Source organism: Stenomitos frigidus ULC18 (genome assembly GCF_003003795.1).
In the GTDB taxonomy this organism is placed as follows: domain Bacteria; phylum Cyanobacteriota; class Cyanobacteriia; order Leptolyngbyales; family Leptolyngbyaceae; genus Stenomitos; species Stenomitos frigidus_A.
Genome location: NZ_PVWK01000160.1, coordinates 121,780 through 133,345, shown reverse-complemented (window position 1 = coordinate 133,345; position 11,566 = coordinate 121,780). Strand labels below are relative to the sequence as shown.

General features: G+C 49.2%; 11 protein-coding genes. 7 read left to right on the top strand and 4 right to left on the bottom strand.

Annotation, left to right across the window (positions count from 1 at the left end; genetic code table 11):
• Positions 1 to 804 precede the first annotated feature (804 nt).
• The 5 genes from C7B82_RS30855 to C7B82_RS33460 all read left to right on the top strand — a co-directional run bounded on the left by C7B82_RS30855 (position 805) and on the right by C7B82_RS33460 (position 6,540).
• Positions 805 to 1,050, top strand: coding sequence for a DUF2281 domain-containing protein (locus C7B82_RS30855; protein WP_106261130.1), 246 nt, complete (start codon positions 805 to 807; stop codon positions 1,048 to 1,050).
• Entirely contained in the window at positions 1,047 to 1,466 is a 420-nt protein-coding gene (locus C7B82_RS30850; RefSeq protein ID WP_106261128.1) for a type II toxin-antitoxin system VapC family toxin, read from the top strand. Before C7B82_RS30855 ends, C7B82_RS30850 begins: the two co-directional genes overlap by 4 nt.
• 175 nt (positions 1,467 to 1,641) lie before the next feature.
• A complete protein-coding gene (locus C7B82_RS30845) occupies positions 1,642 to 3,045 on the top strand; it encodes an aspartate ammonia-lyase (RefSeq protein ID WP_106261127.1) in 1,404 nt (467 codons plus the stop codon).
• 459 nt (positions 3,046 to 3,504) lie between these two features.
• Positions 3,505 to 4,443 carry a HetZ-related protein 2 gene (locus C7B82_RS30835; protein ID WP_181357804.1) on the top strand — a complete coding sequence of 313 codons (939 nt, stop codon included), beginning with the start codon at positions 3,505 to 3,507 and terminating at the stop codon, positions 4,441 to 4,443.
• A gap of 657 nt (positions 4,444 to 5,100) precedes the next feature.
• Positions 5,101 to 6,540, top strand: a complete 1,440-nt coding sequence (locus C7B82_RS33460) for an ATPase, T2SS/T4P/T4SS family (protein ID WP_219904774.1) — start codon at positions 5,101 to 5,103, stop codon at positions 6,538 to 6,540.
• Positions 6,541 to 6,617: 77 nt separating this feature from the next.
• On the opposite strand, the gene nrtS is transcribed toward C7B82_RS33460, so the two are convergent.
• The 3 genes from nrtS to C7B82_RS30815 form a co-directional block, all read right to left on the bottom strand.
• Positions 6,618 to 6,899 (bottom strand): nitrate/nitrite transporter NrtS, encoded by a 282-nt coding sequence (nrtS, locus tag C7B82_RS30825; RefSeq protein WP_245940174.1) that lies wholly within the window; start codon positions 6,897 to 6,899, stop codon positions 6,618 to 6,620.
• Positions 6,899 to 7,783, bottom strand: coding sequence for a PhzF family phenazine biosynthesis protein (locus tag C7B82_RS30820; RefSeq protein ID WP_106261122.1), 885 nt, complete (start codon positions 7,781 to 7,783; stop codon positions 6,899 to 6,901). Before C7B82_RS30820 ends, nrtS begins: the two co-directional genes overlap by 1 nt.
• Positions 7,784 to 8,126: 343 nt before the next feature.
• Complete coding sequence (locus C7B82_RS30815; RefSeq protein WP_146141320.1) at positions 8,127 to 9,296, bottom strand: hypothetical protein; 1,170 nt, start codon at positions 9,294 to 9,296, stop codon at positions 8,127 to 8,129.
• A 293-nt stretch (positions 9,297 to 9,589) separates the two neighbouring features.
• Here C7B82_RS30815 and C7B82_RS32880 point away from each other — a divergent pair, with 293 nt between their 5' ends.
• Positions 9,590 to 9,748 (top strand): hypothetical protein, encoded by a 159-nt coding sequence (locus C7B82_RS32880; protein WP_181357801.1) that lies wholly within the window; start codon positions 9,590 to 9,592, stop codon positions 9,746 to 9,748.
• A 79-nt stretch (positions 9,749 to 9,827) separates the two neighbouring features.
• On the opposite strand, the gene C7B82_RS30810 is transcribed toward C7B82_RS32880, so the two are convergent.
• Complete coding sequence (locus C7B82_RS30810) at positions 9,828 to 10,052, bottom strand: hypothetical protein (protein WP_106261119.1); 225 nt, start codon at positions 10,050 to 10,052, stop codon at positions 9,828 to 9,830.
• A 282-nt stretch (positions 10,053 to 10,334) separates the two neighbouring features.
• On the opposite strand from C7B82_RS30810, the gene C7B82_RS30805 reads away from it, so the two are divergent.
• A complete protein-coding gene (locus tag C7B82_RS30805) occupies positions 10,335 to 11,318 on the top strand; it encodes an alpha-ketoacid dehydrogenase subunit beta (RefSeq protein ID WP_106261118.1) in 984 nt (327 codons plus the stop codon).
• The last annotated feature ends 248 nt before the right edge of the window (positions 11,319 to 11,566 follow it).

Below are 11,566 nucleotides of genomic sequence, written 5' to 3'. Positions count from 1 at the left end.
CTGCACCTCCAAATCGTTGAAATCGATACCTCCATCTAACTTTACATACCGGAGCTTTTCAAGCCTGATCTACTTATATGAGTAAAGCTCTTTTCGATGAGTTCTTACCTCACCAACAGTCATACCCTTTGACTGACTTGTTTTGCTATCATACTCATCGTGATGATGAAGACACAGAAAAACAAGATTATCTACATCAGCATTAGTATTATTCTGGTCTAAATGAGCAATTTGTCCATGCTTAATTCTGGTGTCAAACTTTAGCCCAAAACAAATGGCACATCTCCTACGTGATTGCAGCAAAACCTCGTCTATTGTGTTAAGGGGGATTGATTTTCTTGCCATTAAAAAGCCTTGAAATTTTCCGTTAAATCAGGTGTGTCTGCCTACTTTCTAGCCATTATTAAGGAAGAGCTTCCTGAATATTATTTCTAGCTGGCAGATAAGGGGAGGCTGCACCGCACACTAAGGACTTCAATTGTAAACAGCTTTCTGCTCATTCTATTACAAGTATCGACTACCGTACGATCGCCCCTCGCCGCCGCTTGAGTTAAGCCTTGTCAAACCTTTGCTCATCAACCACGAAGTGAAGCGAAACCCAACCACACCCGATCAGGCGATCGCTCGATTGAGGCTGAGCGCGATCGCTCCACTAAAGTTATCGTCCATCAGATTAAATGCATGACTGAATCACAGGCGATCGAAGCCGTGTATCAGGGTGTCGGTGAAATGATAGGAAATCCGAGGCTATCATGGCTTTAGGGCAATCCTACAAACTGTGGTAGATGGGGTTGAGAGAGACTTATGCAGCCTGTTCAACAGCGAGTGTTAGAAGCATTACAACATTTATCTCCACTGGAGCAGCAAGAAGTTCTAGACTTTGCAGAATTTCTTGAAAGCAAGCGCGAGCGCACGGCAAACAATGAGCAAACAGAAGCTACAGCCGTATCCTTTCTGGACGCTGCCAGGAAATACATTGGTTGTTTAGAGGATGGTCCAGCCGACTTATCGACCAACAAGATGCATATGGAAGGTTTTGGTGAAGCATGAGGCGACAGGTTTTATTAGACACAGGACCATTAGTTGCCTTCCTTAAACCTCAAGATCAGTTTTACCGCTGGGCGACAACTGAGCTAGCAACGATCCAACCGCCTTTACTCACTTGTGAAGCGGTCATTGCCGAAGCGCGTTTTTTGCTCCGTAACACTCATGCAGGCGAAGAAACGGTGCTTTCCTTGCTTGCAGATGCCTATATTCAGCTTCCTTTTCGATTAGAGACAGAGATTATCGCTGTGAGGCAGCTTATGACTAGCTATCGATCGGTACCCATGTCTCTAGCCGATGCGTGTCTGGTACGGATGTCAGAGCAGCACAACAGTAGCCTATTGCTAACGCTCGACAGTGATTTTCAAATTTATCGCAAGCATCAAAAGCAGATCATCCCAGTGCTGATGCCATCTGTATGATTCTGTTCTCATCTTAGAGCGCTGAAAGCTGTAGATTGGAGACGGCGTGGCTGAGTGGAAGTCGCTGTCACGATCGTCTTGTTCTGGGACGGAGGTAGCGCAAATAACTGCTTCGGCGCTAACTTGTGGAATATTGGTGGAGAGAGTAAGCAGACCAGATTCCCCAGAAAACCTTATGACCAACCCAGAAGCGTATCGCGTTGAGCAAGATTCGATGGGCGATCGGCAGCTTCCCGATACCGCGTACTACGGCATTCAAACGCTGCGGGCGATCGAGAACTTTCCCATTAGCGGCTTAAAGCCCTTACCAACTTATGTCGATGCCTGCGTGTTGATCAAAAAGGCAACCGCGATCGCCAACGGTGAACTCAACTGCATTACGCCCGAAATCAGTCAGGCGATCGTGCAAGCAGCCAACGAAGTGCTGAATGGGAAGCTGCGCGATCAGTTCGTGGTGGATGTCTATCAGGCGGGTGCTGGCACGTCGCATCACATGAACGTCAATGAAGTGCTGGCAAATCGAGCACTAGAAATTCTGGGCGATGTGAAGGGCAACTACAAACGGCTGAACCCTAACGATCATGTGAACTACGGGCAGTCCACGAATGACGTGATTCCGACCGCGATTCGGATTGGTGGACTGCTGGCACTGGAGCGATCGCTGTATCCGGCATTGTCAGGCGCGATCACAGCGCTCGAAGCCAAAGCGCAGGAATTTCAAGATGTGATCCGATCGGGCAGAACGCATTTACAAGATGCTGTGCCTGTGCGGTTGGGCGACAATTTCCGCGCCTGGGCACAGATTTTGAGCGAGCATCTTATCCGGATTGAAACGGCTTCTAAAGATCTAATGATTCTTGGCTTAGGCGGGAGTGCAGCAGGTACAGGTCTCAACACCCATCCGCAGTACCGCTTTCGCGTAGCAGAAATTCTGTCTGATTTGATCGACCAACCGCTGCGACCAGCCCCAAATCTCATGGCAGCGATGCAAAGCATGGCTCCGTTTGTGAATGTTTCCGGTTCGCTACGAAACCTGGCGCAAGATTGCGTCAAAATCTCCCACGATTTGCGCCTGCTCGATTCTGGCCCCAAGACGGGCTTTAAAGAGATTCAACTGCCGCCTGTGCAGCCCGGATCGTCCATCATGCCCGGAAAGTATAACCCTGTAATGGCAGAAATGACATCACAGGTGTGCTTTCAGGTGATGGGCTATGATACCGCGATCGCCTTTGCCGCTCAGGCCGGACAGCTTGAACTCAACGTGATGATGCCCCTCATTGCCTACGACCTGATTCACAGCATCGAAATTTTGGGCAACACGATCGCCGCACTCGCAGAGAAAGGCATCAAAGGGATTACTGCTAACCGCGATCGATGCCTTGCCTATGCAGAAGGCAGTCTCGCGCTAGTGACCGCTCTCAACACGCACATTGGCTATCTCAACGCCGCTACTGTGGCGAAAGAATCTCTCGAAACAGGCAAATCGCTTCGTGAAATCGTGCTAGAGCGCGGCTTGATGGACGCTAAAACGCTGGCAGAGGTGCTGAACCTGGAACAAATGAGCCAGCTTCCAGATTAGCTATCAGCGGTCAGCTATCAGCTATCAGCAGTCGGCTATCAGCTATCAGCTATCAGCTATCGGTTCGAAGCAATCGGATTTCTGGGTACAGCTTAGCTTGGATGCTCAAGCGCCTATGCTCGTGGAGAATCCCACTATCTGCGTAACTACTGTCTGCGTAACTACTGTTCTCATCAGGCATTAGATTTTGCTGACCGCTGACCGCTAACCAACGCGATCGCGTAAAACTCAACGTTCAAAATGCTGAACTTTTGAATACGGTCAGTACAATGCTAGTTATGCCGATCGTCGATGTCCTGCACAGGCGATCGAAAACCAGTCGCCAATCGCAGTTTTCTGAAGTTGGAAACCCAGATTACCCATTGTGGGTGGTGTGCTCAAGAGGCAAGGTAAGGCAAACTCTTTGAAGAGGGCGTTTAGAACGACTGGGATGACAACCTCATGGTGTTGACTAAACCGATGGTATTGGCTGAAGTACTGACCACCGAATGGCGATCGCGATTGGAAGCAGATATACCAAGCCAAAGCGCTGAGGCGCGCGAAAGTATCGTGCGCTGGCTTATTGGTGATAATATTGCTCGGTTTGATGACATCACACCGACCGCTCGGCAGATTGCTGAGCAGGCAATGGACTATCGCTACCGGATTCTGCGCCAGCGGTATCTTGGTTTTGGCCCTGAGCGAGCTTACAAAAGCCTGATCCAGCGGTTGAGCAGCCTTTTTCTCATTCGTAACAAAATTCGGACATGGATTGCCTTGTCTCGCGATCGGCAACGCACAGTGGTCGATGTGCTGCAAGAAGTGATTCAAGAATTGCTGCAGACTGATACCTACATGCAGCAGCAGATTCTTTGGATTTCTAAATGCACTGATGATGCGCGCTTGCGCAATGCTCTGCTGCTAGCCAGTACGGAAGAGTATTGTCTCCGCCCCATCCGCAATCAGCCGCTGCTGTCTTACCGCTTTGTCAATTATCTGCGTCGATCGCAGCGGGGTGGCATGACCCAGGTCCCTGCACAAGAGTTCATCCGCTTGGTGTCCGAAGAAATTTCGCCTGATGAGTCTGAAGGCTCTATTAGCTTGCTGGATTCCCAAGCCGTTTCTCAATACCAGGATGCCCAATCAGCAGAAGAGCAGCAAGAACTACGCGCTGCCGTTTGCCAACGCTTTGAAGCCTACCTTTTGGATAAGCTCGGCTCCACTGCTACGGAATGGCTGCGACTGTATCTCCAGGGTCGTTCACAAGAAGCGATCGCTGAAGCACTCGATATGCCTGTCCGGCAAGTCTATCGCCTCCGCGAAAAAATTAACTACCACGCCGTCCGGGTTTTCGCCTCCAAAAATCAACAAGAGCTAGTTGTTGCCTGGTTAGGGAACGCGCCAGACCGCAACAGCTAGGCTTTAAAGAAAACACGGAGAAGCTTGAACAGAGGACTTTGACGCATCATGAGACAAACTTGCCAACCATTAGCAACGGTATAGCGATCGTTCGGCCACCCATCTTGGAATAACCTATGACTGTAAGTCAGCGCGCGCTCCAGCCATTGATACTTAAGTGAGTGCATGCTCAGGTAAGTGCGGCCTTTAGGCACATCCACTGCCGTAGAACATGCTAGAAAGTAGTAGTCAACATGAAGGGTTGGTTGAGAACCTTAGATTGACTGTGAAGCAAGCAACGAAGGTAGGTGTCAACCCACGTTTTGCCATAAGCTAGATTTAAGACCTTGCTTTATCTCGCTAGGCTCCATGAGACCCATGCTGATGGGCGATCGCTCTTGACATATCGCTTCAGCAACTGTGCCCCCTCAAGCCCACAATCGCGGTATCACAAGCTGATTGGTGCAGTTGTAATGCATCCAGTTGAACTCTAGTTTTCACAGCCAAGCAACCTTCAGCTCTACGGCCTATCTGCTCCATTACTTCTCTCTCCATCACTTCTCCATACAGCGCACAAGACCATTGGCAGCATTTTTGCCAGTCACCTAACGTATCAAGAGAGCGGCCATTGAGATCGCAAACGGTACAAGATCGCAAAAACAGGCTCGGTAAATTTCTATGGTGTTTTCACCAGGCGACCCAATTAAAGCCCAGACAGCAGATTTAGAGGACTTTGTAGCGTCAGCAAAGCCCAAATCTGACTGGACAGCTCAGTTTAATACTGAGCAAGTGTTTCGTCTCATTGACAGCATTCTCCCTTTTGAGGCGTGTCTTTATCACCAACTGTTGCCGCTCTCACTGGAAGGCAGCCATCTCAAGCTAGGTATGGTTAATCTGGATGACACGGCTGCGTTAGACTATGTGCGGCGCATTCTGGCCTATATGAACTGTTCACTTGTGCCACAGCCGCTGGCTACGGATGTTCACCATGCCGCACTCTCTGCTTATCTAAGCTATACGGGTAGCCAAAAGCAGCCACTCAGTCGCCCCACCACAGCACGGGCGATCGCCGCGCATACTGGTCAGCGGCTGACTAAAGAAGCTGCCAAAAATGGCGTATCAGATGCCAAGGTTGCCGCAATCGATGCCGAACATCCTCACCTCTATCAGGACTCGCACCCGACATTCCTGGTTGATAGCCCTGAAGATCTCAACTTTCAGGATCTAGACATCGCTCCACCACCGGCTCCACCACCGGCTGTACTTACGCCAGCACCAGCTCCCGTCACGCCAGTTCCGGTGACACCAGTAGAGGCGCGATCGATAGCGCAAGAGACAAAGCAAGAGACAATGGCACCCGATCGCCCTCTCGATCGACCCAAACAGGCAGACCCCTTGCGAGAAACGTTCATTCTGAAGCCTGAACAACTAACTGCAAAGTCCACACCGCCCGAAATCTCGATCCCTAGCGATGCGCTGCCGAACTTGTCAGTCGAACCAAAGCACCTTTCAGAACCGATTGCAGTGCTCGCAAACCTCCCGCCTGCCGAACTGTTAGTAGAACTATTGGGACGGCTGCTCATTGATGGCATCGGGCGACTTTACTTTGAACGGCAAGCACAGCATGGGCGCATTCTGTGGAGCCAAAACGGTGTGCTGCAATCAGTTTTAGAAGAGCTGCCGCTAGATGTCATTCAAGGAGTGATTAACGAGCTGAAGCTGTTGACTCATTTGCCCCTCATTCCAGTCCAAAAGCCCAAACAGGTTGAAATTGAACGGCTCCATCAGAAACAGCGTCTCTTGCTACGTTTACGTGTGATGCCAGGAGCGCACGGAGAAGAAGCTACCGTTCAAGTGCTACGAGGAGCCGCTCTGAAGTTTTATCAGCAGCAGCAGCTTGCTAGCCTCAGCCGTGATGCCCTCACGATCGCGCAAAAACTGCAGTATAAAGTCAATGAAATTCGCGCTCGTACGCGCTTTTATCCCTTACACAGTCCCGATCAAATGAGCATTCTGCCCGCTTTGGATCAAGTCCTCAAAAGCGTAGAGGAACAGCTTGAAGAGCTTAAAGCGCTGCAATCGACCGCGATCAAAAAAGAAGAAAATGAGTCGTACTAGTAAATATTCTTCACTTGCCTAACATCTCACTTGCGCTGCGGCTGTGAAGCCGAGCCTATCGCAGCGATCGTAGCGGGTCAGTCGTCGTCGGCAGCGGCACCCTTTCCGTCCAGTTTGCGACGATAGCTATATTGGCCGTAAACATTGACGAGGTAGGGCATTGCATAGGTAGCGATCACCGAGATCCAGCGTTCGCGGTTCATTTCGCCCCGCAAAAGCGCCAGACCGTGGTTGATGACAAAGAGTAAAGAACCGACAAAAACCGCCGTCTTCAACCCTGTAGACACAAATTCTGGATCAAACAGGCTGCTGATATAACCTTTGAGCATCCGCATCAACGAGTGCGCCCCAAACGTCATTACACAAACGCACCACGAGCCACCAGAATCACTCGACCACCAACAGAAACTTGAATAGTCGCTGTTTTTGTCGCTTTGAGCAGCAAGAGAGACGGTCTACCTATTTCATGCCCCTGTTCAACGCGCAGATCGATGTATGGCTTGCCAAGATAAGAGTATTGCACTAAGTACCCTGCCAAACAGCCATTAGCGCTACCAGTTGCGGGATCTTCAGGAATCCCTAGCGAGTCGGCAAAAACACGCACACTCAGCTGGTTTTCAGGATGATACGTTTCTGGGCAAAAGGCCAGTATTTCTTTTGCCTGTGTCTTTTCAATCAATGCAAAGTAGCGATCTTTGTTCACCTTGATTCGTTTCAGAGCTTGATGCGTTTTGAGGGGCACGATGATGAAGGGAACACCAGTCGAAACATCCTGAATGGGAGCATTTGTGTCAATATCGGTCACATCCAGGCCAAGGACAGGTGCGATCGTCTCCGCGGTAAACGTCTCACCAAAAACGGGCGATCGCTGCTGCATCCACAGCACATCAGGCAAGCCATTCTCATAGAGGAGACTAACAGGAATTTGCCCAATTTTAAGGTTCAGCGCGATTGTTTCAATAGGTTGTTTGATAATCTCATGCTGAAGAATAAAAGCGGTACCCAGCGTGGGATGTCCCGCAAAAGGTAGCTCTTTGGCGGGGGTGAAAATGCGCACATCATACCCACCCGATCGTGCCTCAGATGACAGAACAAACGTCGTTTCGGAATAATTTATTTCCTTGGCAATCTGCTGCATTTCGGTCGAAGAGCGCGCTTCAGCATCGGTGAAGACAGCTAACTGATTGCCAGCATATTTCGTTTCAGCAAACACATCGACAATATAAAACGGTAAAGATGTCATGACTTTATAGGTTCAATAACATTTGTGTGAAATGGATGATTACTTCCGATATGGTCGATCGCTCCCTGCTTTATCCATATCAATGCGATCGCAGGCACTTATAGGGCAAAACAACGACTCTAAAAACAGTTGCTTAAGGTGATTTTTCGAGAAAAAAGTAACGTTTGGTAGAGGGCAGGGTTTGCCAGCGTCTTTGTCACCAGCCAATCGTTTTGGTGTCAAACCTACCCCTACAAGTCTTTTGTTTGCTAGAAATCTCCTAATAGTCTGGATTTTTTTGTATCGTTGTTGTGTTTTCATTGAACGCAACAAGCTTCGTATTCACTATGGTTACAAAGAGACTCTACGCAACCCATTTATTTTCAGTAAAACGAATAGTAAAGCTGATCAGTACAACGACAGCCCATAAAAAGAGGGGCGTTCTTATCTTAGGATGATCAGCCAGTAAGAGACCAGCTGCAACTGAAAGAGGCATAATGGCATAAGCATAGCGATCGTTAGAAACAATACTCCCAGAAAAGAGCACGACCAGCAACGCAAACGTACCATACGTTAAAAGGATTGGTTTCATTTGTTGACGATAGTGCCACAGCAAAGAGCCGCCACCAAACACCGCAAGCGTCTTGATCCAACCATCACCCCACAGTAACCAGAGCCATAGAAGCAACAAGAAGCTCAAGCCTTGAAAAAGCATTGGATGAAGTTTCAAGCGATCGCGATAGACCCAAAAGCCTGCTACACCAATGCATAAGAGTTGTACTGAATGCAGCGGATGTTTCAACCGACCGTTGCTCCAATCAACTGGGCCAACCGCTCCATAGATCAGATTTTGTCCCCAATGGAACCAGTCAAAACTGATCGAAGACCGATGCCCAAAGCCTGCCTGCACATGAAGAAAGATGAGGGAATCACCAAACTTCAAAGCACAATAGCTGCTATATAACATCAAGCCGATTCCACTTGCAAAAGCGGCAAAATAAGCAAGCCAGGATCGCCGCTGTCGCCAGGCCAACCACACGAAGGTTGGAATGAGCGTCACTCCAGTAATACGGGTCGCTGTTGTGAGTGCTCCCCAGCCTGCTGCCCAAACGTAATGGCCTTTTTCAAAGGCACGTAAAGAGAGCGTGCTCAGTAAAAGGAATAAACCCTCAGTATACGCAAGCGAGCCATACAACGAGAGCGGACACCAGGCGAGAACGATCACCGACCAATAAGCAACGGTTTGGTTAAACTGCTCCCGCGTCCAGGCATAGACTGTTAGTAAAGCGCCGATGAACGCCAGGTTGCTCACCATAATACCAGCGATCGGAAACGGTAGACCCAGCAACATTAAACTACGGGAAAGCAAAGGAAATAAAGGAAAAAAGGCAACCGAATGGGAGTGCCCATCGGGAATATATTCATAGCCAAAGGTGGCAATTTTTTGATACCAAACGCCATCCCAATTTGCGAACGCTTGCCAACCTTGAACGACTCTCGGATCGGCTGATGAAAGAGCAGGGACTACTAGCATTAGCAAAAAAACTAGTAAGCGACTGCATAACACGATGAAAACAAGAGAAGTCAAACCAGAAGGTTGCCGTCTCATTCGTTTTTCGTAGTTCATAAATGGTTCGGCTGCAGAAGTAACTGTTTGACTCTAGAGCGTAGGTGCAGACAGGGATAGCGACTCCTTTCCTGATCAGGAAACATCAAATCACACGTTTTTCAGAGAAAAATCACTCTCAAGCTGAGTCGCCAGTCACCCGATTCGCCTCAAAGAAGTCTCATATTAGTAGCTACGTTTACAAAATGGATGCCCCCAATATGCAACCTACACCTCACACACAACCCACTGCACTTGCCCCCCGTGCTGAATGTACACCTTTCAGACCCTTACACACACCGAAATTGACGATGATTTGGGTCACTGAGTCGGTCGGCGATCGCACCCGTCTCACTGCACGGTGGACGACACAAGACTAAAAGTGCCATCTCAACTGGATGTTGACTGAGAGAGCCTTTAAGCCACATTGCTTAGAGGCTCTCTCGTTTTACAGCTTTTTTAACAATTTTGCCGATTTTTCGCTGCCGCCATGAAGAAGGAAGTAGACGTTGGCTGGTAAGCAAAATGATCAAACTGATTGGAACGGTCATGGTTGCAGTTGGTGTAATAGTAATACTCGTCAACCCGATGCTGTTTCAAGTTGGAGTAGCCGCAATCACGCTGGGAGTGTTGTCGCTCTGGGTCACTCAAAATTGACAGGCTGACAGCAATTTTCGTTTGCATAAGCCACATCAACTGAGTGTGCGCGTCTTGCTCACGCCTGGGAGCAAAATGTAAGTGCAAAGCACTCGCTCCACGTTTCTTGTATGCCCAAGGCTTTACGCACTGTAGCTGACGCATTTGGAAACGGCTGTAAAATTGACATTGCGCGCTGGACTGTAGACGATAGACAGAGGACGAGCGGCAAACGGCTCAAAGCTGAAGGCTGAAAGCTAAATGTCCGAAGATTCTTGTAAAATCACAGAACTTGTAAAATCACAGAACTTGCCGTAATTAGAGGAACCAATGGCAGAGACACTTTTCTTTAATGCCCTACGCGAAGCGATCGACGAAGAAATGGAGCGTGACCCGACCGTTATGGTGATGGGTGAGGATGTGGGGCATTACGGCGGTTCCTATAAAGTCACAAAGGATCTGTACAAAAAATACGGCGACTTACGGTTGTTGGACACACCGATCGCAGAGAACAGCTTCACTGGCATGGCGGTCGGAGCCGCAATGACAGGGCTGCGACCCATCATCGAAGGCATGAACATGGGGTTCTTGCTGCTGGCTTTTAACCAGATTGCCAATAATGCGGGGATGCTCCGCTATACATCGGGCGGCAACTACAAGATCCCGATGGTGATTCGGGGGCCTGGTGGTGTCGGTCGGCAGTTGGGTGCAGAACATTCGCAGCGCTTAGAGACGTACTTTCAAGCAGTGCCGGGACTCAAGATTATTGCGTGTTCCACACCCTACAACGCCAAGGGGCTGCTGAAGTCTGCGATTCGTGACAACAATCCAGTGCTGTTTTTTGAACACGTCCTGCTCTACAACCTGAAGGAAGACTTGCCAGAGGGCGAGTATCTGTTGCCGTTGGACAAAGCGGAGGTTGTGCGATCGGGCGAAGATGTCACAATCATCACTTACTCCCGGATGCGGCATCACGTTATGCAGGCGGTCAAGACGCTCGAAAAGGATGGCTACGATCCTGAAGTGATTGATCTACTCTCACTGAAGCCATTGGACTTTGACACGATCGGTGCATCGATTCGCAAAACCCATCGCGTGATCATCGTGGAAGAAGCCATGCGAACGGGCGGCATTGCGGCTGAGGTGATTGCGTCGATTAACGATCGTCTCTTCGACGAACTGGATGCTCCGGTATTGCGGCTCTCATCTCAGGATATTCCCACCCCTTACAATGGTGGTCTGGAAAATCTGACGATCGTGCAGCCCCAGCAAATCGTCGAAGCCGTTCAAAAAATGGTTGCGCTTAAAGTCTAAACACAATCGATCCCCGACTTCTTGGTTCAATCTGATTGGGTTTGCTGTCCCTGAGACAGAAGTCGGGGATCTGGCACAACTGAAGCTACAGTCCGTTTAGCTGAGATTCATTGGTATGGAGCTCAACGTGTAGGCAGGAAGGAATTTAAGAAGTTGGAAAACTATACTGCAAACACCCGTTGCTCAAAATGTCTTTTGCGTCAGTCCGATTATGTAAGCGAACGTTTCAAACCGCTGCTAGCTCTGCG

Bases quoted from the DNA above. Each gene is read 5' to 3' on its own strand.
- C7B82_RS30855 (WP_106261130.1), top strand. From the start codon at position 805: ATGCAGCCTGTTCAACAGCGAGTGTTAGAAGCATTACAACATTTATCT.
- C7B82_RS30850 (WP_106261128.1), top strand. From the start codon at position 1,047: ATGAGGCGACAGGTTTTATTAGACACAGGACCATTAGTTGCCTTCCTT.
- C7B82_RS30845 (WP_106261127.1), top strand. From the start codon at position 1,642: ATGACCAACCCAGAAGCGTATCGCGTTGAGCAAGATTCGATGGGCGAT.
- C7B82_RS30835 (WP_181357804.1), top strand. From the start codon at position 3,505: ATGGTATTGGCTGAAGTACTGACCACCGAATGGCGATCGCGATTGGAA.
- C7B82_RS33460 (WP_219904774.1), top strand. From the start codon at position 5,101: ATGGTGTTTTCACCAGGCGACCCAATTAAAGCCCAGACAGCAGATTTA.
- nrtS (WP_245940174.1), bottom strand. From the start codon at position 6,899: ATGACGTTTGGGGCGCACTCGTTGATGCGGATGCTCAAAGGTTATATC.
- C7B82_RS30820 (WP_106261122.1), bottom strand. From the start codon at position 7,783: ATGACATCTTTACCGTTTTATATTGTCGATGTGTTTGCTGAAACGAAA.
- C7B82_RS30815 (WP_146141320.1), bottom strand. From the start codon at position 9,296: ATGCTAGTAGTCCCTGCTCTTTCATCAGCCGATCCGAGAGTCGTTCAA.
- C7B82_RS32880 (WP_181357801.1), top strand. From the start codon at position 9,590: ATGCAACCTACACCTCACACACAACCCACTGCACTTGCCCCCCGTGCT.
- C7B82_RS30810 (WP_106261119.1), bottom strand. From the start codon at position 10,052: ATGCAAACGAAAATTGCTGTCAGCCTGTCAATTTTGAGTGACCCAGAG.
- C7B82_RS30805 (WP_106261118.1), top strand. From the start codon at position 10,335: ATGGCAGAGACACTTTTCTTTAATGCCCTACGCGAAGCGATCGACGAA.